This window comes from Streptomyces sp. NPDC041124, from assembly GCF_055592385.1.
Genome location: NZ_JBVIYR010000006.1, coordinates 363,561 through 382,278, shown reverse-complemented (window position 1 = coordinate 382,278; position 18,718 = coordinate 363,561). Strand labels below are relative to the sequence as shown.

19 protein-coding genes are annotated in these 18,718 nt (G+C 73.7%); 6 read left to right on the top strand and 13 right to left on the bottom strand.

The window, feature by feature from the left end:
* Positions 1–163: 163 nt before the first annotated feature.
* On the top strand, positions 164–694 hold the full coding sequence (locus ACZ6A9_RS19110; protein WP_468986857.1) for a hypothetical protein: 531 nt from the start codon (positions 164–166) through the stop codon (positions 692–694).
* Positions 695–770: 76 nt separating this feature from the next.
* On the opposite strand, the gene ACZ6A9_RS19105 is transcribed toward ACZ6A9_RS19110, so the two are convergent.
* The 3 genes from ACZ6A9_RS19105 to ACZ6A9_RS19095 all read right to left on the bottom strand — a co-directional run bounded on the left by ACZ6A9_RS19105 (position 771) and on the right by ACZ6A9_RS19095 (position 4,055).
* The gene (locus ACZ6A9_RS19105; RefSeq protein WP_468986852.1) at positions 771–1,346 is read right to left on the bottom strand and encodes a PadR family transcriptional regulator; all 576 of its coding nucleotides are present in this window, start codon (positions 1,344–1,346) and stop codon (positions 771–773) included.
* 31 nt (positions 1,347–1,377) lie between these two features.
* Positions 1,378–3,393: an FAD-dependent oxidoreductase gene (locus ACZ6A9_RS19100; protein WP_468986848.1), complete on the bottom strand. Its 2,016-nt coding sequence runs from the start codon at positions 3,391–3,393 to the stop codon at positions 1,378–1,380.
* Positions 3,394–3,686: 293 nt separating this feature from the next.
* Positions 3,687–4,055 (bottom strand): hypothetical protein, encoded by a 369-nt coding sequence (locus ACZ6A9_RS19095; RefSeq protein ID WP_468986845.1) that lies wholly within the window; start codon positions 4,053–4,055, stop codon positions 3,687–3,689.
* A 230-nt stretch (positions 4,056–4,285) separates the two neighbouring features.
* Here ACZ6A9_RS19095 and ACZ6A9_RS19090 point away from each other — a divergent pair, with 230 nt between their 5' ends.
* Positions 4,286–6,367 (top strand): SpoIIE family protein phosphatase, encoded by a 2,082-nt coding sequence (locus ACZ6A9_RS19090; protein WP_468986841.1) that lies wholly within the window; start codon positions 4,286–4,288, stop codon positions 6,365–6,367.
* 6 nt (positions 6,368–6,373) lie between these two features.
* On the opposite strand, the gene ACZ6A9_RS19085 is transcribed toward ACZ6A9_RS19090, so the two are convergent.
* Positions 6,374–7,135, bottom strand: a complete 762-nt coding sequence (locus ACZ6A9_RS19085) for a putative protein N(5)-glutamine methyltransferase (RefSeq protein WP_468987231.1) — start codon at positions 7,133–7,135, stop codon at positions 6,374–6,376.
* Between the two features lie 360 nt (positions 7,136–7,495).
* Between ACZ6A9_RS19085 and ACZ6A9_RS19080 the strand changes: the two genes are divergently transcribed.
* From ACZ6A9_RS19080 to ACZ6A9_RS19070, 3 genes are all read left to right on the top strand, one after another.
* Positions 7,496–8,101, top strand: coding sequence for a sulfite oxidase-like oxidoreductase (locus tag ACZ6A9_RS19080; RefSeq protein WP_468986837.1), 606 nt, complete (start codon positions 7,496–7,498; stop codon positions 8,099–8,101).
* Between the two features lie 52 nt (positions 8,102–8,153).
* Complete coding sequence (locus tag ACZ6A9_RS19075; RefSeq protein WP_468987229.1) at positions 8,154–8,918, top strand: ferredoxin reductase; 765 nt, start codon at positions 8,154–8,156, stop codon at positions 8,916–8,918.
* A 207-nt stretch (positions 8,919–9,125) separates the two neighbouring features.
* Positions 9,126–10,094, top strand: a complete 969-nt coding sequence (locus ACZ6A9_RS19070) for an acetylxylan esterase (RefSeq protein ID WP_468986833.1) — start codon at positions 9,126–9,128, stop codon at positions 10,092–10,094.
* A 212-nt stretch (positions 10,095–10,306) separates the two neighbouring features.
* Here ACZ6A9_RS19070 and ACZ6A9_RS19065 read toward each other — a convergent pair whose 3' ends face one another.
* Entirely contained in the window at positions 10,307–11,035 is a 729-nt protein-coding gene (locus ACZ6A9_RS19065; RefSeq protein ID WP_468986828.1) for a class I SAM-dependent methyltransferase, read from the bottom strand.
* Between the two features lie 262 nt (positions 11,036–11,297).
* Between ACZ6A9_RS19065 and ACZ6A9_RS19060 the strand changes: the two genes are divergently transcribed.
* The gene (locus ACZ6A9_RS19060; protein WP_468986824.1) at positions 11,298–12,461 is read left to right on the top strand and encodes a D-alanyl-D-alanine carboxypeptidase family protein; all 1,164 of its coding nucleotides are present in this window, start codon (positions 11,298–11,300) and stop codon (positions 12,459–12,461) included.
* A 14-nt stretch (positions 12,462–12,475) separates the two neighbouring features.
* Here the strand turns inward: ACZ6A9_RS19060 and ACZ6A9_RS19055 are convergent, their stop codons facing one another.
* The 8 genes from ACZ6A9_RS19055 to ACZ6A9_RS19020 form a co-directional block, all read right to left on the bottom strand.
* Entirely contained in the window at positions 12,476–13,408 is a 933-nt protein-coding gene (locus ACZ6A9_RS19055; RefSeq protein ID WP_468986818.1) for a glutaminase, read from the bottom strand.
* A 43-nt stretch (positions 13,409–13,451) separates the two neighbouring features.
* Positions 13,452–14,468, bottom strand: a complete 1,017-nt coding sequence (locus ACZ6A9_RS19050; RefSeq protein ID WP_468986814.1) for an asparaginase — start codon at positions 14,466–14,468, stop codon at positions 13,452–13,454.
* Positions 14,468–15,187 (bottom strand): FadR/GntR family transcriptional regulator, encoded by a 720-nt coding sequence (locus tag ACZ6A9_RS19045; protein ID WP_468986809.1) that lies wholly within the window; start codon positions 15,185–15,187, stop codon positions 14,468–14,470. Before ACZ6A9_RS19045 ends, ACZ6A9_RS19050 begins: the two co-directional genes overlap by 1 nt.
* Before the next feature lie 147 nt (positions 15,188–15,334).
* Complete coding sequence (crcB, locus tag ACZ6A9_RS19040) at positions 15,335–15,709, bottom strand: fluoride efflux transporter CrcB (protein ID WP_468986804.1); 375 nt, start codon at positions 15,707–15,709, stop codon at positions 15,335–15,337.
* The gene (locus ACZ6A9_RS19035) at positions 15,706–16,065 is read right to left on the bottom strand and encodes a DUF190 domain-containing protein (protein WP_468986800.1); all 360 of its coding nucleotides are present in this window, start codon (positions 16,063–16,065) and stop codon (positions 15,706–15,708) included. Before ACZ6A9_RS19035 ends, crcB begins: the two co-directional genes overlap by 4 nt.
* Positions 16,062–16,505: a fluoride efflux transporter FluC gene (locus tag ACZ6A9_RS19030; protein ID WP_468986797.1), complete on the bottom strand. Its 444-nt coding sequence runs from the start codon at positions 16,503–16,505 to the stop codon at positions 16,062–16,064. Before ACZ6A9_RS19030 ends, ACZ6A9_RS19035 begins: the two co-directional genes overlap by 4 nt.
* Positions 16,502–16,870, bottom strand: a complete 369-nt coding sequence (locus tag ACZ6A9_RS19025; RefSeq protein ID WP_468986793.1) for an ArsR family transcriptional regulator — start codon at positions 16,868–16,870, stop codon at positions 16,502–16,504. The genes ACZ6A9_RS19030 and ACZ6A9_RS19025 overlap by 4 nt, the downstream gene beginning before the upstream one ends.
* A gap of 166 nt (positions 16,871–17,036) precedes the next feature.
* Positions 17,037–18,596 carry a glycoside hydrolase family 53 protein gene (locus tag ACZ6A9_RS19020; protein WP_468986791.1) on the bottom strand — a complete coding sequence of 520 codons (1,560 nt, stop codon included), beginning with the start codon at positions 18,594–18,596 and terminating at the stop codon, positions 17,037–17,039.
* Positions 18,597–18,718 lie beyond the last annotated feature (122 nt).

The window sequence follows — 18,718 nt, the reverse complement described above, 5'->3', positions numbered from 1 at the left end:
GGCTCCCCGGGACGCCGGGCGGGCACGCGTCACCTGCCCGGATGCGGCCGGAGTGCGCGGCGGTCCCCCTGCCCTTTGGCTTGCCTCGTGGCGGCACGGGCGCTCCCCGACCTCGGCGGCGCAAGGGATGTACCGCCGGCCGTGCCGCCGGAAGGCAGCCCACATGCACCTCTCGAAGCCACTGCTCCGCTCCGGACCCACCGTGGCAGCCGCCGCCGCGCTCGCCCTGTCCCTGGCCGGACCGGCCGCCGCGGCCGGGATCTCGGTGAGCACCACCGGGTCGACGGTCTCGGTCAGCACCACCGCGTGCACCCAGGTCGGCGGTCACTGGGGCACCGCGTCGCTGCTCGGCAGCGGCCAGACCAGCTTCTCGCAGGGCCGTCAGGTGACGCTGACGGGGACGGCCTCCGGCCAGTCCGCCGCCTGGTCGAACGTCGGCGCGGGCACCTACACGGTGATCGTGACGTGCGCCGACGGCAGCACCGCGGGCACCCAGGCCGTCGTCGTCTCCCCCGTGTCCAGCCCTTCGGCCACCCCCAGCGCCTCGCCCACCCGCGGAGTGATGGGCGGCGTCGGCGGCGGATCGACGGACTACGGCACGGTCACCCTGGTGGCGGGCGGTTCACTGATCGGCACCGGTCTGCTCGCCACCGCCTGGTACCTGCGCCGGCGCGTCAGGCCGCGCCACCTCTAGGGCCGGCGCCGGCCGCCATCACGTCCGACGCGCTCCGGTCGGGCGGCCGGCGCCTTCTCGTCCCGCGGCCGGACGGTCACGCCTTCCGCGCCCCCGGCCGCTCCCCCTCGTCCGGCTCCGGCAGACGGTCGAACTCCGAGAGCGCGTGGTCGAGCCACTGGGTCCAGAACGTCTCCAGGTCGATGCCGGCCCGCAGCACCAGATGCCGCAGCCGGTCCTGCGGCCCGTCCTTGCCGGGCGGGAAGTCGCGCCGCTCGATCTCCCGGTATTCCTCCAACTGCAGCCCGTGCAACTCGCGGTGGCGCCGCAGATCGGCCCGGAGCCCTTCGGTGCCGACCACGGCCGCCGCCCTCAGCCGCAGCAGCATCACATCCCGGTGCGGCTTGGGGTCCTGGGACGCGGCGGTCCAGCGGGCCAGTTCGTCCCGGCCCGCCGGGAGCACCTCGTACGCCTTCTTCTGGCCCCGGGCCGGCTGCTCGGACGGCAGGGCCCGGATCAGGCCCTCGGCCTCCAGCTTCCCCAGCTCGCGGTAGATCTGCTGGTGGGTCGCGGACCAGAAGTAGCCGATCGACCTGTCGAACCGGCGGGTCAGCTCCAGCCCCGACGACGGCTTCTCGAGCAGGGCGGTGAGGATCGCGTGCGGGAGTGACATGCGCTCATCCTAGGGACGGGCCGCGCCGCCCCTACAGCGCCGCCGCCAGCTCCGTGCCCTGCTTGATGGCACGCTTGGCGTCCAGTTCGGCGGCCACGTCGGCGCCGCCGATCAGGTGGACGGGGCGTCCGGCGGCCAGGAGCGTCTCGTACAGGTCGCGGCGCGGCTCCTGCCCGGTGCACAGGACGACCGTGTCGACCTCGAGGACGGTGCTCTCGCCGCCGACGGTGACGTGCAGTCCGGCGTCGTCGATGCGGTCGTAGCGCACACCGGGGACCATGGTGACCCCGCGGTGCCTGAGTTCGGTGCGGTGGATCCAGCCGGTGGTCTTGCCGAGCCCGGCGCCGACCTTGGAGGTCTTGCGCTGCAGCAGGTGGACGGTGCGCGGCGGGGCGGGCCGCTCGGGTGCGGCGAGGCCGCCGGGGGCGCGGTAGTCCAGGTCGACGCCCCACTGCCGGAAGTACGTCTCGGGGTTCTCGTGCGCCTTGTCACCGCCGTCGGTGAGGAATTCGGCGACGTCGAAGCCGATGCCGCCCGCGCCGAGGATCGCGACCCGGTCGCCGACGGGGGCGCCGTCACGGAGCACGTCGAGGTAGCCGAGGACGCTCGGGTGGTCGACGCCCGGGATGTCCGGGGTGCGGGGGGTGACGCCCGTGGCGACGACGATCTCGTCGTGTCCGGCCACGTCGTCCGCGGTGACGTGGGTGTCCAGGCGTACGTCGACGGCCAGTTCGGCGAGCCGGGTGCGGTAGTAGCGCAGGGTCTCGTCGAACTCCTGCTTGCCGGGGACCTTGCGCGCCACGTTGAGCTGTCCGCCGATCTCGCTCGCGGCGTCGAACAGGGTGACGTCGTGGCCGCGTTCGGCCGCGCTCACCGCGCAGGCCAGTCCGGCCGGGCCGGCGCCGACGACGGCGACGCGCTTGCGGCGGCGGGTCGGGGAGAGGACCAGTTCGGTCTCGTGGCAGGCGCGCGGGTTGACCAGGCAGGAGGTGATCTGTCCGCTGAAGGTGTGGTCGAGGCAGGCCTGGTTGCAGCCGATGCAGGTGTTGATCGCCTCGGGGCGGCCGTCGGCGGCCTTGGCGACGAAGTCGGGGTCGGCGAGCATCGGGCGGGCCATCGACACCATGTCGGCGGTGCCCTCGGCGAGCAGCTGCTCGGCGAGTTCGGGGGTGTTGATGCGGTTGGTGGTGACGAGCGGGACGGACACCTCGCCCATGAGCCGCTTGGTCACCCAGGTGTAGGCGCCGCGCGGCACGGAGGTGGCGATGGTCGGGATGCGGGCCTCGTGCCAGCCGATGCCGGTGTTGATGAGGGTGGCGCCGGCCTCCTCGACGGCCTTGGCGAGGGTGATCACCTCGTCCAGGGTGGAGCCGCCGGGCACCAGGTCGAGCATGGAGAGCCGGTAGATGACGATGAAGTCCTCGCCGACCGCCTCGCGCACCCGGCGGACGATCTCGACGGGGAAGCGCATGCGGTTCTCGTAGGAGCCGCCCCAGCGGTCGGTGCGGTGGTTGGTCTGCCGGGCGATGAACTCGTTGATCAGGTAGCCCTCGGAGCCCATGATCTCGACACCGTCGTACCCGGCCTGCCGGGCGAGGCGGGCGGCGCGGGCGTAGTCGTCGACGGTGCGCTCGACCTCGGCGTCGGTGAGTTCGCGGGGCGGGAAGGGGCTGATCGGCGCCTGGAGGGGGCTGGGCGCGACCAGGTCGCGGTGGTAGGCGTAGCGGCCGAAGTGCAGGATCTGCATCGCGATGCGCCCGCCCTCGCGGTGCACCGCCTCGGTGACCACCTCGTGCCGCTCGGCCTCGGCGTCGGTGGTGAGCTTGGCGCCGCCCTCGTAGGGCCGTCCCTCGTCGTTGGGGGCGATGCCGCCGGTGACGATGAGGCCCACTCCCCCGCGGGCGCGGGCGGCGTAGAACTCGGCCATGCGGGCGAAGCCGCCCTCGGCCTCTTCCAGGCCTACGTGCATGGAACCCATGAGGACCCGGTTGGGCAGGGTGGTGAAGCCCAGGTCCAGGGGGGTCAGCAGGTGGGGGTAACGGCTCATCGGGCCCTCCGTGCGCGGTGTCGTGCCTGTAGTTGTAAGGCACGCGCAAGCCTTTATGCAACTAGTTGCATAAAGGGTGACGGAGGGCACAGGGGCCCGGGACTCGTCGGTGTGGAGCACCTCCTGCCCCGGTGGGGCGATGGTGAGGGGCGGGCACGGCGTCGCCCGCGGACACGCGCCTCACGTGGAGGTTCGTCGTCGGCGCGCGTGGTCGGCGTGAGGCTCCTCCCCGGCCCGCGGTCACCCGCGCGGTGGCACGCCCGCCATCACCCCGGCACACGCCCCGGGTGGCGTCACCGGCTTTCGAGGCGGACGTGCAGTTCCCGTTCCTGGTCGCCGGAGACCGTGGTGAGATCGTGCACGGTGAACAGCGAGTCGAGGGTGGCGCGGAACCGGTCGATCGCCCAGTAGCCGCCCTGCACGTCGGCGTGGACCGACGAGGTCAGCCGCGCGGGGCGGGCGCCCTCGTGCGCGTCGGCGACGTCGAACGTGCCCAGCCACACCGTGGGCCGGGTCCGGTGGAGCTCCTCGGGCACGTCGTCGGCGCACCGGTCGGACGTGTAGCACGCGCACAGCGCGTCGAAGACGATCCGGGCGTCGTCCTTGCTGCATCCGCTGATCTCGACCGAGACGGACTCAGGGTGCGATTGCCGGCTTTCCATCGTGATCGCTCCTCTCGTGGTCACGCCGCCGTCCCCGCCCCTCACTCAGCAAAGCACCACATGCCGGAGAGCACTACCCGCGCCGCCGTTTCGCGGGCGCCCGCCACGCCGGTGGGAGAAGCTGGAACCGAACGGTACGAGCGGCGGAATTCCGCCCCCGCGCGCGGTAGAACAAAGGAGTGCCGGCACGGTGACGGTGTGCCGGGGAATCGGCGAAGGCGGGGCGTGGGATGAGTGCAGCGGGGTCACTCCCGGCCGGCGATGACCGGCCGGAGCCCGGGCCGGTGCGTCCCAGCGGCCTGCTGGACGTACTGCGTGTGGCCTCGGTGGTACTGGACACCGAGGGGCGCGTCACGCTGTGGAGCCCCCAGGCCGAGGAGCTGTTCGGCTACAGCGCACGGGAGGCGCTGGGCCAGTACGCGGCCCGGATCATGGTGCACGAGGAACACCTGGACCTGGTGGTGAAGCTGTTCGCCGACGTCATGCGCACCGGTCAGAGCTGGGCGGGCGCCTTCCCCATCCGGCGCAAGGACGGCGGCACCCGGCTGGTGGAGTTCCGCAACATGCGGCTGCTGGACGACCGGGGGGACGTGTACGCCCTCGGCCTCGCGGTGGACCAGTCGACCGTGCGCCGCCTCGAGCGCGACGTGGCGCTGACCACCCGGATCGTCGCCCAGTCCCCCATCGGACTGGCCGTCCTGGACTCCGGTCTCCGGTACGTGTCGGTGAACCCGGCGCTGGAGCAGATGAACGGCGTCCCGGCCGATCAGCACCTCGGCCGCACGATCCGGGAGGTGGTGCCGCTGCTCGTGGTGGACGCCATCGAGGACGCCGCCCGTGAGGTGCTGGACACCGGCCGGCCCGCCGTCGACCTGTTCACGACCGGCCGTACCCCCGCCGATCCGGACGAGGACCACGCCTGGTCGGTCTCCCTGTACCGGCTGGAGAACGCGCTCGGGACCGTTCTGGGCGTCGCCATGTCCCTGGTGGACGTCACCGAGCGGTACCGGGCGAACGCCGAGGCCGAGAGCGCGCGGCGGCGGCTCGCCGTGATCGCCGACGCCACCACCCGGATCGGCACCACCCTGGACCTCGACCGTACGGCCGGCGAACTCGCCGGCGTGGCCGTACCGGAACTGGCCGACGCGGCGGCGGTGGACCTGCTGGACGCGGTGGTGCGGGGCCGGCGCAGCACCCTCGGCCCCGCCGAGCCGGCCGTCATGCGGGCGCTCGCGGTCCGCTCGGCGGACGCGGGCGACGTGCTGCCGGCGGCCGACCCGCCGGGCCGGGTGACCCGCTACGCTCCGGACCGGCTGATCACCGAGTGCGTACGCACCGGACTGCCCGTGATGGTTCCGCAGGTGAAGGACGAGGACCTCGCGCGGATCGCCCGTTCCCCCGAGGCGGCCGGGCTGCTGGCGCGGGCCGGCGTCCACTCGTACCTCGCCGTGCCGCTGATCGCCCGCGGGGAGGTGCTCGGCGCCCTCGACCTGATCCGCACGCGCACCCCCCGTTCCTTCGACGAGGACGACCTGCTGCTCGCGCGGGAGCTGGCCTCGCGCGCGGCGGTGCAGATCGACAACGCCCGCTGGTACCAGAACGCCCGCGACACCGCCCTGACCCTGCAGCGCAGTCTGCTGCCGAGCCACCCGCCGGTGACGGGCGGCCTGGAGGTCGCCTCCCGCTACCAGCCGGCCGGTGCCACCAGCGAGGTGGGCGGCGACTGGTTCGACGTGATCCCGCTGGACGACGACAGGACGGCGCTCGTCGTGGGGGACGTGATGGGCAGCGGCATCCCCGCCGCGGCCACGATGGGCCGGCTCCGCACGGCGACCCACACCCTCGCCTCCCTGGGCCTGGATCCGGCCGTGCTGCTGGAGCACCTGGACCGGATCACCGGCGGGCTGGACCAGGCGATCGCCACCTGTGTGTACGCCGTCCACGATCCGCGCGAGCGGCGGTGCACCATCGCCAACGCCGGGCACCTGCCACCGGTCCGGCTCCGGGCCGGCCACGCTCCCGAACTGCTGGATCTGCCCACCGGCGTGCCCCTGGGCGTGGGCGGGGTCGCGTTCTCCACGACCACCGTCGCACTGGAGCCGGGCGACCGGCTGGTGTTCTACACCGACGGTCTCGTCGAGACCCGCCGCGATCCGCTGGACGAGCGCCTCGACCGGCTGCTCGCCCTGCTGGACCGGCCCGGCCACTCCCTCGAGGAGGTCTGCGACCTGCTCCTGCGCACCCTGCACGAGCCCGACAACGTCGACGACGTGGCCTTGCTGATCGCACGCGCGACGACACCGGACGACTGAGCCCGGCTACGTCCTGACGCCGATCACGACATGGGCGTACCGCTCCTCGCAGACGGCCAGCCGGGTGCGCAGACCGGCATGGGTGAAGGCGTCGACGGCGGCGGGAGCCTGCCGGCGGCTGGTCTCCACCAGGAGCCGGCCGCCGGGCGCGAGCCATCCGGGCGCCCCGTCGGCGACCCGTCGCAGCACGTCGAGGCCGTCCGCGCCGCCGTCGAGCGCGACGCGCGGCTCGTGGTCGCGCGCCTCCGGCGGCAGCAGGCCGATGTCGTCACTCGGCACGTAGGGCACGTTCGCCGCGAGGATGTCGACACGGCCCCGCAGCCCGGCGGGGAGCGCCTCGAACAGGTCGCCCTCGTGGACCTGCCCGCCGAGGGCGGCGACGTTGCGGCGGGCGCAGCGGACCGCGGCCGGGTCGATGTCGGCGGCGTGCAGCTCGGCCGTGCGGAGCCCGGCCGCCAGGGCCGCCCCGACGGCGCCCGTGCCGCAGCACAGGTCCACCACCACGGCCGCGCCGGCCGCCCGCGCGAGGGCCTGTTCCACGAGGAACTCGGTGCGTCTGCGGGGGACGAAGACACCCGGTTCCACGGTGATGCGCCGACCGTGGAAGTCCGCCCAGCCGACGACGAGTTCGAGGGGCAGCCCGGCCGCCCGGCGCTCGACCATCGGGGCGATGTCGGCCGGGGTCGGCGCGGCGGCGACGATCAGTTCGGCCTCGTCCTCGGCGAAGACGCACCCGGCGGCGCGGAGTGCCGCCGCGACGCATTCCAGGGACGGAGGGCCGGGCGCGGCTGCCGGAGGGAGGGGGAGGCGCGGGGAGGGTTCGGACGGTGTGCGCGGTGTGTGAGGCACGTGCCTTTGGCCTTTCGGGAGCCGAAGGGCGCTCCCGCGGTCACCCGCTGTCGGTGAACCGCGTCACTTCGAGGGGGGAGCACCCGATCTGACAAGCGGTGATGGGTCCCACCTCCTTCGGCCTCCCGGCCGGGTCGATCCACAGCCGGACGGACACACTACCGGACGGTCCCCTCTCCGTACGGTGCGATCGGCCTGGCGGCGGACGGGCCGCGGTCACCGCGTACCGTTGAACACAGAAACTCTTGAGCACCAGCCGTAACGGAAAACACCGATCACGTGAACATCACCCGAGGCTTCACCGGCCGCCCCCGTGCGGACCGTCCCGGACTGCCGCCCGGTCAGTACGACGCGGGCGAGGACTGGCCCGTCCTCTCGGCCGAGGTCACACCCGACCTCGCGCCGGCCGACTGGACCTTCCGGATCGACGGGCTGGTGGCGCAGCCCCGCACCTGGGACTGGGACGAGGCGCACGCGCTGCCCGCCTCGGCGTACGAGGGCGACATCCACTGTGTGACCGGCTGGTCGAAGTTCGGCGTGCGGTTCGGCGGTGTCTCGCTGGACGCGTTCCTGGACGCGGTCCGGCCCGATGACGCGGCGACCCATGTGGTGGCGTACGCGCACACCGGTTACACGGCCAACCTGCCCCTCGCCGACGTGACCGGCGGCCGGGCGTGGATCGCCTGGGAGTACGGCGGACGGCCGCTCCCCGCCGAACACGGCGGCCCGGCGCGGCTGGTGGTGCCGCACCTGTACTTCTGGAAGAGCGTCAAGTGGCTCGCGGGGCTGCGGCTCCTGGACCACGACGAACCCGGCTTCTGGGAGGGCAACGGGTACCACCCGCGGGGCAACCCCTGGGAGGAGCAGAGGTACTCCGGTGACTGAACGGACGACGGAGGCAGCGGGGACGACGGGAGCGTCGGGGACGACGGGGGCGGTGCCGGGTGCCGCCGAGCGGTTCACCCCGCCGACGCGGTTCGCCGTGCCCGGCCGCATCGCCGTGAGCCCTCAGGACGCCTCGGCATGGCGGACCGCCACCCTGACCGGGATCCGCCCCGAGACCCCGCGCGTGTCCACCTTCCGGTTCGCCGTGCCCGGCTGGCCGGGGCACCTCCCCGGTCAGCACCTGATGCTGCGGCTCACCGCCGGGGACGGGTACGTGGCCCAGCGCCACTACTCGATCGCGTCCGCGCCGGACGACTCCGGGCACATCGAGCTGACGCTGGACCACGTCGAGGACGGCGAGGTCTCGGGCTGGTTCCACACGGTGGCCCGCCCCGGTGACCGGGTCGAGGTGCGGGGCCCGCTCAGCGGCTTCTTCGCCTGGCCGGCCGACCGGCCCGCGCTGCTGGTGGGCGCGGGCTCCGGCGTGGTCCCGCTGTGGTCGATGGTGCGGTTCCACCGGTCGCTCGACCTGAGGATGCCGCTTCGGCTGCTGGTCTCGGCGCGCAGTCCCGAGGACCTGATCTACGCGCGCGAGATGAGTACGGAGACCACACCGGTGTTCACGCGGAGCGCGCCGGAGGGCGTGGCCGTGGGACGCATGACGGCCGCCCATGTGGCGCCCTTCATGGCGAGGCAGCCCCCCACGGGGTGGGAGGCCTATGTGTGCGGCTCCAACTCCTTCGTCGAGCACGCCTCCCGGCTGCTGGTGGCGGCCGGTCAGCCCGTGGAGCGGATCCGGATCGAGCGCTTCGGCTGAACGCCGGTGCCGCGCACCCTCCGGCGCGGTGACGGCCGGTCCTCCTTCGACGCGGGCGCGCGGCACGTCCACGACGGGCACGACACCCGTGAGCAATCGCTTTCTGCCGCTTTCACCTGTGGTTTTCCTGGAACCCTCTGGCGGGTCCGGGGATGATCCACGTACGGTGTCCTCGCTTTGCACTGTCTCTTCACGAAGGCGGTCCCGATGGCCCTGTTCGACCTCCCCCTCGACGAACTGCGCGCGTACCGCAGCGAGTCCACGGCGCCCGAGGACTTCGACGCGTTCTGGTCCAAGACGCTCGACGAGGCGCGGGAGCACGACCTGGACGCGCGTTTCGAGCCGGTCGACACCGGACTGTCCACGGTGCAGGTGTTCGACGTGACGTTCGCCGGGTTCGGCGGTCATCCCGTGAAGGGCTGGCTGACGCTGCCCGCCCGGGCGGACGCCCCGCTGCCGCTGGTGGTCGAGTTCATCGGGTACGGCGGCGGCCGCGGCCTCCCGCACGAACACCTGCTGTGGGCGTCCACGGGCCGGGCGCACTTCGTGATGGACACCCGCGGACAGGGCAGCGCCTGGGGCGCGGGCGGCGGCACGGCCGACCCGGTGGGCGGCGCCCCGGCCTACCCCGGGTTCATGACCCGCGGCATCGACGCGCCCGCGAACTACTACTACCGCCGGGTGTTCACCGACGCGGTCCGCGCGGTGGAGGCGGCACGGTCGCATCCGCTGACCGACGCGAGCCGTACCGTGGCCGTCGGCTCCAGCCAGGGCGGCGGCATCACCCTCGCGGTGGGCGGCCTGGTGCCCGACCTGGCGGGTGTCGCGCCCGACGTGCCGTTCCTGTGCGACTTCCCCCGCGCGACGACGCTCACCGACCGGCATCCCTACCGGGAGATAGGCCTGTACCTGAAGACGCACCGCGGCCGCTTCGACGACGTCCTGCGCACCCTGTCCTACTTCGACGCCGTGCACTTCGCCGCCCGCGGCAGCGCCCCCGCGCTGTTCTCGGCGGCCCTGGAGGACCAGACCTGCCCGCCCTCGACGGTGTTCGCGGCGTTCCACGCCTGGGCGCACGAGGACAAGGCCATCGAGGTGTACGACTTCAACGACCACGAGGGCGGCGGGCCGTACCACGAGGCGGCCAAGCTGCGCTGGATGCGCTCGTACATCTGACGGGCCGTCGAGGGGTCGCCCGCGGTCCGGCCGGTCGCACGGTTCCGGCGGGACCGCACCGCCGGGCGGGCCTCACCCGAGGGGTGCGGACCGGTACGCGCGCCCGCTCGGGATCGTGAGGGAACTCGACCGCCCTCCCCGCTCCACGAGTGCACGACGAAAGCGGCCGCCCGGACCGGCCTGCGCGGCACCCCGCGGCCGTCGGGCACCCGCTACCCGGCCACCCGTTCCGCGACCGCCAACCGCACCTTCGGACTGCCGTCCGCCCGCCGCCCGAACTCGGCAAGGGGCCAGAACCGCACCTCGAATCCGGCCCGGACGAGCTCCCGCCACATCTCGCCGAAGCGGAAAGTCCGGTAGTACATGACGAACGGCGGTCGCCACAGAGCGTTCCGCACCCGCATCACCGCGTCGAACCCCCACAGCAGCCCGTACGTGTACGAGCCCGGCCGCGGCGGCGCGACCACGGGGAAGACGAAGCGCCCGCCCGGCCGCAGCACCGAGTGGACCTGCCCGAACAGCCCCGGCAGCTCGCGCGGCAGGAAGTGCCCGAACGCCCCGAAACTCGTCACGAGATCGAAGTCCGGGCCGAACGGCAGATCCCGTGCGTCCGCCCGCACCCAGGTGACCTCAGGCCCCGGCGGCCGCGTGCGGGCCCGCGCCACGTCCAGCATGCCGGCGCTGAAATCCACGCCCGTGACGCTCTCCCCGCACACCTGCCTCAGCACATCCACACCCGCACCGGTGCCGCAGCACAGGTCGAGCCCGGTGTCGAACGGCCCCGCCCGCCGCAGCGCCGTCACCGTCGCGTCGAGGACCGGGTCCGGCGTGCGGAAGGGGGTGTGGTCGAACTTCGGCGCGAGGAGGTCGTAGCCGCGTTCCACGGACGACAGCGCCTGGACGGCGAGTTCACGCAGGCGGGGGCCTTCGGGGCTGAACATCGGTTCAGCCTAGAGGAGGCCCGCCCCCGAAGGGGTCTCCGGCGCCGACGCGCCCGGTGGTGCACGATCGGGACGGGCTGGTCGGTCTCGAAACCCTGCTCGGGCGGATGCGGGAGACTCCCGACAACGCGTCGTTCCTGCGGCGGTGCGGGCCGACCCTGCCCGGCGGCTGACCGCGCCCAGGTGTGGCATCCGGGTGCTCGGCGGCGCTCTCCGGCCGGGGCACCGCGGTGTTCCGGGGGGCCGTTCCTACGTTTGCGGTATGACTATCGGATTTGCTTCACGGGTGGCGGTGCCGACCTGCGCGCTCTGCACGACGGGCCTGCTGGTGCTGGCACCGGCCGCGGACGCCACCGGTGCGGGCGTGGATCCCGGGCCCCGGGCGACCGCCGCGGCCGCCTCGCTGTTGTACCGGCCCGGCACGCATGTCCGCCCGCACCCCGGAACGCCCGAGGTCCCGGACCTGTCCGCCCGCTCGTGGCTGATCGCCGACGCCCGCACCGGAGAGGTGCTGGCGGCACACGACGCGCACCGCAGACTGCCCCCCGCCAGCACCCTCAAGACCCTGTTCGCCCTCACCGTGCTGCCGGCCCTGCCGTCCGGCATCCGGCACCGGGTCGGCGCGGAGGAACTGAAGGGTGTCGGCCCGGGCAGCAGTCTCGTCGGCGTCGCGGAGAACCGGACCTACCGGGTGGCCGACCTGTGGAACGGGGTCTTCCTCAGCTCCGGCAACGACGCCGTGCGCGTGCTGGCCTCGCTGACCGGCGGCTGGCGGGACACCGCCGAGCGGATGCAGGCCAAGGCCCGCGCGCTGGGCGCCCGCGACACCCGGGTGAAGTCACCCGACGGCTACGACGCTCCCGGACAGGTGTCGTCCGCCTTCGACCTGGCCGTGTTCGGCCGGGCCGGACTGCGCAACCCCGAGTTCGCCCGGTACTGCGCCCTGCGAGAGGCACGGTTCCCGGGACGCGGCGGCGGCTCGTACGGGATCGTCAACACCAACCGGCTGCTCACCGGCGCGGACGGTGTCGCACCCTACCGGGGTCTGATCGGGATCAAGAACGGCTACACCAGCGACGCCGGGAACACGCTCGTGGCCGCCGCGCGGCGCGACGGGCGCACCCTCGTGGCGACGGTCATGAACCCCCGCGCGGGCGGCGGGTACGCGGTGTACGAGGAGACGCGCTCGCTGCTGGACTGGGGATTCGAGGCGGCCGGGCGGGTCGACCCGGTGGGCTCGCTGGACGCCCTGCGGACCGGACCGCTGCGGGGACCGGAGGCGGAGTCCGCTGCGGTGCCGGCCGCCCGGCGGGAGGGCGGGCCGGGTCGCCCGGTGTCGTGGACGATCGCCGGAGCCGCGCTGCTGGGCGGTGCCGGGACGGCGCTGTTCCTGCGGCTCAGATGGGGCCCGGTGCCGACGGACTGACCGCGGGGCGCCGGTCAGAAGACGGACAGACCAGTGAGGGTCGTGAAGCGGTCCAGGGCGGCGACGCCCGACACCGAGTTGCCCCGCTCGTCCAGTCCCGGCCCCCACACGCACAGGGTGCAGCGGCCCGGGACGACGGCGATGATCCCGCCGCCGACCCCGCTCTTGCCGGGCAGGCCCACCCGGTAGGCGAAGTCGCCGGCCGCGTCGTACGTCCCGCAGGTCAGCATCACGGCGTTGACCTGTTTGGCCTGGCTGCGGCTGAGCAGCCGGCTGCCGTCGGCGCGGATGCCGTGCCGGGCGAGGAACCCGGTCGCCAGGGCCAGGTCGGCGCAGGAGGCGGCGACGGAGCACTGCCGGAAGTACTGGTCGAGCAGGACCGGCACCGGGTTGTCGATGTTGCCGTAGGAAGCCATGAAGTGGGCGAGGGCGGCGTTCCGGTCGCCGTGGGCGTCCTCGGAGGCGGCCACGTCCAGGTCGAAGGCGAGCCCGGGGTTGCCGCTCTCCGTGCGCAGGAAGGTCAGCAGCTCACCGGCCGCGTCACCGGTACGGGTGTGCAGCCGGTCGGTGACGACGAGGGCACCCGCGTTGATGAACGGATTGCGCGGGATGCCGCCCTCGTACTCCAGCTGCACCAGGGAGTTGAAGGGGTTGCCCGAGGGTTCGCGGCCCACGTGCTCCCACAGGGCGTCGCCCTCCCGGGCCAGGTCCAGGGCGAGGGTGAACACCTTGGTGACGGACTGCGCCGAGAAGGGCGTGCGCCAGTCCCCCACCCCGTACACCGTGCCGTCCGGCTCGGCGACCGCCATGCCGAAGCGCCGGGGATCGCAGGCCGCGAGCGCCGGGATGTAGTCGGCGGGACGGCCCCGGCCGGGCGTCCGCCCGATCTCCTCGGCGATGCGCTCCAGGACCGGCTGAAAGGTCGTCGACGATGTCATGACCGCCATTGTTCAGGACGCGTCCGGTGCCACCGCGGCGACGAGCGGGAGTTCACGCGCAGGCGGACGCCGTCACCGGATCGAGCGCCTGCACCGGGCGCACCTCGCCGACCGGCCGCCCGCCCCCGAGGAGCGGCTCGCCGGCGAACGCCGCGAGCGACGCGGCGTCCACGCCCGCGAGCGCCAGCGCCCCCGCGGTCACGGGGACGCGCGCCCGGGCCGCACCGTCGGCGATCTTCACGGCGACGGCGCGGCCGTCGGGCAGAGCGGCGACCTGCACGCCCTCGAAGCCGTCCTTGGCGAGCAGTCCGGGGACGGCCCGCATCAGCGCGGCCACGTCCCGGCCGGAGCCGGAGGCCATCTCGGCGTGTTCGCGCATCGCGTCGGCGACGCGGGCCCCGGGGGTGCCGGGCGCGGCGGTGGCGAGCCGGGCGGCGGCGACGGCCAGGCCCCGCAGGGAGACCGCGAACAGGGGCGCGCCGCAGCCGTCCACGGTGACCGTGGCGACGCGCTGCCCGGTGAGTTCCTCGACGACCTCGGCGATCGCCTGCTGGAGGGGGTGGGCGGGGTCGAGGTAGTCGTCGAGGGACCAGCCGTTCAGCCGGGCGGTGTACAGCATGGCGGCGTGCTTGCCGGAGCAGTTCTGGGCGAGCCGGGAGGGCGGGTGGCCCTCGCGCACCCAGGTGTCCCGGACGGCCGGGTCGAACGGCAGGTCGGGGACGTTGCGGAGGTGGTCCTCGGTCAGCCCGGCCCGTTCCAGGATGCGCCGGGTGCCGGCCAGGTGGCGTTGTTCGCCCGAGTGGCTGGCCGCGGCGAGCGACAGCAGCGCGCCGTCGAGGGGGAGCCCGGCGCGGACCATGGCCACCGCCTGGAGGGGCTTGAGCGCGGAGCGCGGGTAGCAGGCCGCCTCGGTGTCGCCGAGCTCGAAGCGGACGTCGCCGTCGGTGTCGAGGACGACGACGGAACCGTGGTGGACGCCTTCGACGACCCCGCCGCGTATCAGGTGGGCGACGGGGGCGTGCAGGGGTTCGCGGATCGGGGGCGGGTCCGCGGGGAGGCTGCTGTGCATCACACTGCCTGGGTTCGGTCGGGGTGCGGGGGGCGCACGATGTCGGTGAGGGTGGTCTCGACACGGTCGAGATGGTGGGTCATGGCGGCCACGGCGTCCCGCTCGGAGCCGCCGGCCAGTGCGTCGAGGATCGCCCGGTGCTCGCGGTCGGACTGTTCCCGGCGGTCGCCGAGTTCGTTGAGGAACGCGGACTGGCGGGCCAGCGCGTCCCGGATCTCCTCGATGACCCGCCGGAACACCGGGTTCTGGGCGGCCTCGGCGACGGCGAGGTGGAACAGGGCGTCCATGGCCACCCACACGGTGGTGTCGCTCTCCCGCTCCATCCGGTCCAGGAGATGCGTCATCCGGTCCAGGTTCTCCGGGGTGCGCCGCCGGGCGGCGTACCCGGCGACCGGGATCTCGACGTGCCGGCGCACCTCCATCAGGTCGCGGGCCGCGTAGTCGCCGAAGGTGGGGTCCTCCACGGTGTCGGCCACGACGAAGGTGCCCCTGCCGGTCCTGGAGACGGTCAGGCCCATCGTCTGCAGGGCCCGCAGGGACTCGCGCAGCACGGGCCGGGACACCTCGAGGGTGCGGCACAGCTCCGCCTCGGAGGGCAGCTTGTCACCGATCGCGTACTCGCCGCGTTCTATGGCCGCGCGGAGGTGGGCCAGCACCGCCTCCGTCGCGCTGACGCGCCGCGGGCCCGCACCACCTGTCTGGCTGTCTGACAGGTTCACGAAGCGATCGTGCGGGGCGGCGCCGAGCGCTGTCAAGGCGGGGCGGGGCGAGGCGGGCCACACTCCGGCAGGGTGCGCGCTCCGCGGGAGGCCATGACCACAGCGGCGCTCCGCGGGACGTCACGCTCACAGCGGCTCCGCGGGAGGTCATGACCACAGGGTCTCGCCCAGGGCCACGCCCGCGAAGGCCGCGGCCAGGCCGGCCGTCGTGTTCGCCGCGACGTTCAGCGCCGCGTAGCCGCGGGCGCCGGTCTCGGTCAGGCGGAGGGTCTCGTAGGAGAAGGTGGAGTAGGTGGTCAGGGCGCCGCACAGACCGGTCCCGAGCAGCAGGCGGAGCTCCTGGCCGGCGGCGCCCGCGGTGGCCGCTCCGGTGACCAGGCCCAGTATCAGGGAGCCGGTGACGTTGACGGTGAGGGTTCCCCAGGGGAACACCGAGTCGTGCCGGGACTGCACCGCGCGGTCGGTGAGGTACCGCAGTGGGGCGCCGGCCATGGCGCCCAGCACCACGTACAGCCAGTTCATCGTGTCCCTTCGTCCCACCGGGCGGCGGACGGGCGGCGGACGGCCTCGCAGCGGTCGAGGAGGACCAGTCCGTCGGGGACCAGCGTGTCGAGCTCCGGGAGGAAGGCCCGTACGCGTTCCTCGGTGTCGACGACGACGACCGCCACCGGCAGCTCGTCGCCGAGGGACAGCAGCCGGGAGGTGTGCACGACGGAGGACGCGCCGAAGCCCTCGACGCCGCGGAAGGCACTGGCACCGGCGAGTCCCGCCGCGTGCGCCCGGTGGACGATCTCCGAGTACAGGGGCCGGTGCCGCCACGTGTCGTTCTCTCCGACGAACACGGTCAGGCGCGTCACGGTGCCGGTCGGTCGTGTCATGGGTGCCTCCTGGTGAGAACACGGCGGGTCGCCGCGGTGGCCGTCCAGACGGCGGCGAGGGCGATGACCGGAGTCGCGACGAGAGCGGCCGGTCCCGCCGCCGCATGGCCGCCGTCCAGCAGGGCGCGGACGTCCACGGCGTACGTCGAGAAGGTGGTGAACCCGCCGAGGACACCGGTGCCGAGGAACGGGCGGACCAGGGGGTGCGCGGTGCGGACCTCGGTGACGATCACCATGAGGACGCCGATGGCGGCGCAGCCGGCGACGTTGACCCAGAGGACGGTCCAGGGGAAGGCGCCCGTCGGCGTCGGCCACCCGAGGGTGGCCGCGTAGCGGGCCGCGGCTCCCGCCGCCCCGCCGAGGGCGACCGCGGCCACCACGGGGGCCTGGGCACGCGTGCCGGGCCGGGCCCGGGGGCCCTCGGTTTCCGGGGCTGTCACCGTCGTACGTCTCCCACTCGCTCGGGATCAGCGTAACGGGGGCGGGGGACCCGGGCATGCGGCCGGGTGCGCTGCCGGCCCTTGCCGAAGACCTGAGCGGCCTGCGCGATGCGCGTCTCGTCGCGCCGGTGGCGCAGCCGGTCGGCGGAAGGGCTCAGCAGACCGAGGGCGGTGAGGAGCCGGAGGCGGGTCAGGGCGGCCGGGCGGGGTACGCCGCCTCTCGTGGCGATGTCGTCCGCGGTGAGACCGGGCTCGGCGCCGGCGGGCTCGCTCAGCCGTGCCCGGATGCGCGGCCGTGTCCCGTCGACGGGACTCCACAGCTTCTCGCACACCTCCGTGCCGGACTTCGTCCTCCGGTGCCCCACCACTGTCCCGCGACCCCGGTGTCCCGGACCGCAGGTACCTTGCCCGGAACCCGACGTCCCCGCGGTACGGGGCCGTTCCGCCGCCGGCGTGCGGTGGCGGCGGGGAGTCGGGGCGGGGTGCGGCGGCCCCTCCCCCGGATCGTCCGGGGCAGGGACCGCGGGGGTGTCACCTGTGGCGGAACCAGGCCGTCGCGGGCAGTACGCGGTCGTCGTAGCCGAAGAGCGCCTGGTTCTCCCAGCCGTTGCCGGAGGCCGGGTCGGCCGGGTCCCAGCCGTTGCCGTCGCGGGCGGTCCAGGTGGCCTCCCAGTAGAAGACGCCCAGGCCGCGTCCGCCCGGGACGGCCTCCACGATGCTCGCCACGTCGTTCATCCAGCGGGTCTGGCCGGTGGTGGACGCCGGGTAGCCGGGGACGAGTTCACCGTCGAGGTCGATGATGTTCTCGAGGCCGTCCTCGCTGTCCAGGCGGAACGGGTAGGCCGTCTCGGCGACGAAGACGGGCTTGCCGTAGCGGGCGGCGGTGTCGTCCAGGGTCGTCTGGAAGTCGTGCAGGGTGCCGTGCCAGTAGCCGTAGTAGGACAGGCCGATGGCGTCGAACTTCACGCCGTGGGAGACCGCGTTGTCGAACCACCAGCGGGTGCCGTCGAGGTCACCGCCCTCGGCGAGGTGCAGCGCGGCGACCGTGGACGGGCTGACGGCCTTGACCGCGTCGTAGCCGGAGTTGAGCAGTCCGGCGAGCTGGGTCCAGTTGCCGGTCGAGCCCTCGTTCCACAGCATGCCGCCGTTGATCTCGTTGCCCACCTGCACCATGTCGGCGGTGGTGCCCTGCGCCTTGAGGGCATCGAGCACGTCGTACGTGTGGTCGTACACGTCCTTCTTCAGCTGCCCGTAGCCGTGTCCGGACCAGGCGGCGGGCTTGTACTGCTTGCCCGGGTCGGCCCAGGTGTCGGAGTAGTGGAAGTCGACCAGCAGCTTCATGCCCCGCGCCTTGATCCGCTCGGCCATGGCCAGGACGTGCGTCTTGTCGTTGTAGCCGTCGGCCGGGTTCACCCAGACCTTCAGGCGGGCGTAGTTCATGCCCGCGGACCGCAGGATCGCGACCGGGTCCCCGGCGGAGCCGGACGCGGTGCGGTAGACGCCTCCGTGGGCCTCGCTCTTGGGCAGCGAGGAGATGTCGGCGCCCTTGACGGACAGGCCCGAGGTGCCGCGGGCGAAGGTCAGGTCGTCGACGTTGATCCAGTTGCCGGCGCGTGCGTCGCTGCGGACGCTGATCGTGCACTGGTTGTTCGTCACCCGGACCGGCACGACGATCCGTATCCAGCCGGAGTCGGACACCGGCAGGTCGGTGCGCTGCTCGGCGCCGCCGCAGTTCTTCAGGGCGAGGTACGCGGAGTTCTGGCCGCCGCCGGAGCGGACCCAGGCGGTGAGCCGGTAGTCGCCGTTGGTCAGGCCCGACAGGTACTGGTACGTCTCCACCGTGTAGGCGGAGGACGACCAGTGGGAGAGGCGGTGGCCGCCGTCGCGGCCGCCGGACTCCGTGTACGAGGCGGCCGTGTCGCCGTACTCGGACCAGCCGGCCGGGGTGGCGCTGCCCGAACCGCCGCTCTCGAAGCCGCCGTTGGTGAGGGTGCTCGCGGCCGTCGCGGTCTGGGCCGGCAGGGCCGTGAGGGCGAGCCCGGCCACGAGCGGCGGCAGCAGGGCGCGGAGTGTGCGTCTGGGATGGAACATGGGCGTTCGTCGTCCCTTCGACGTGGGGTGGTGGGGGTGTCCAGGCCCCCGGGGAGGGGCTGGGGACTGGGGCCCCTCCGCCCGCGGCCGGTGTGCTCTCGCGGACGGAGGGGAGTCGCTGC

What these genes read in the sequence shown, in the direction of transcription:
- ACZ6A9_RS19110 (WP_468986857.1), top strand. Translation starts at nt 164, where the DNA reads ATGCACCTCTCGAAGCCACTGCTCCGCTCCGGACCCACCGTGGCAGCC.
- ACZ6A9_RS19105 (WP_468986852.1), bottom strand. Translation starts at nt 1,346, where the DNA reads ATGTCACTCCCGCACGCGATCCTCACCGCCCTGCTCGAGAAGCCGTCG.
- ACZ6A9_RS19100 (WP_468986848.1), bottom strand. Translation starts at nt 3,393, where the DNA reads ATGAGCCGTTACCCCCACCTGCTGACCCCCCTGGACCTGGGCTTCACC.
- ACZ6A9_RS19095 (WP_468986845.1), bottom strand. Translation starts at nt 4,055, where the DNA reads ATGGAAAGCCGGCAATCGCACCCTGAGTCCGTCTCGGTCGAGATCAGC.
- ACZ6A9_RS19090 (WP_468986841.1), top strand. Translation starts at nt 4,286, where the DNA reads ATGAGTGCAGCGGGGTCACTCCCGGCCGGCGATGACCGGCCGGAGCCC.
- ACZ6A9_RS19070 (WP_468986833.1), top strand. Translation starts at nt 9,126, where the DNA reads ATGGCCCTGTTCGACCTCCCCCTCGACGAACTGCGCGCGTACCGCAGC.
- ACZ6A9_RS19065 (WP_468986828.1), bottom strand. Translation starts at nt 11,035, where the DNA reads ATGTTCAGCCCCGAAGGCCCCCGCCTGCGTGAACTCGCCGTCCAGGCG.
- ACZ6A9_RS19060 (WP_468986824.1), top strand. Translation starts at nt 11,298, where the DNA reads ATGACTATCGGATTTGCTTCACGGGTGGCGGTGCCGACCTGCGCGCTC.
- ACZ6A9_RS19055 (WP_468986818.1), bottom strand. Translation starts at nt 13,408, where the DNA reads ATGGCGGTCATGACATCGTCGACGACCTTTCAGCCGGTCCTGGAGCGC.
- ACZ6A9_RS19050 (WP_468986814.1), bottom strand. Translation starts at nt 14,468, where the DNA reads ATGCACAGCAGCCTCCCCGCGGACCCGCCCCCGATCCGCGAACCCCTG.
- crcB (WP_468986804.1), bottom strand. Translation starts at nt 15,709, where the DNA reads ATGAACTGGCTGTACGTGGTGCTGGGCGCCATGGCCGGCGCCCCACTG.
- ACZ6A9_RS19035 (WP_468986800.1), bottom strand. Translation starts at nt 16,065, where the DNA reads ATGACACGACCGACCGGCACCGTGACGCGCCTGACCGTGTTCGTCGGA.
- ACZ6A9_RS19020 (WP_468986791.1), bottom strand. Translation starts at nt 18,596, where the DNA reads ATGTTCCATCCCAGACGCACACTCCGCGCCCTGCTGCCGCCGCTCGTG.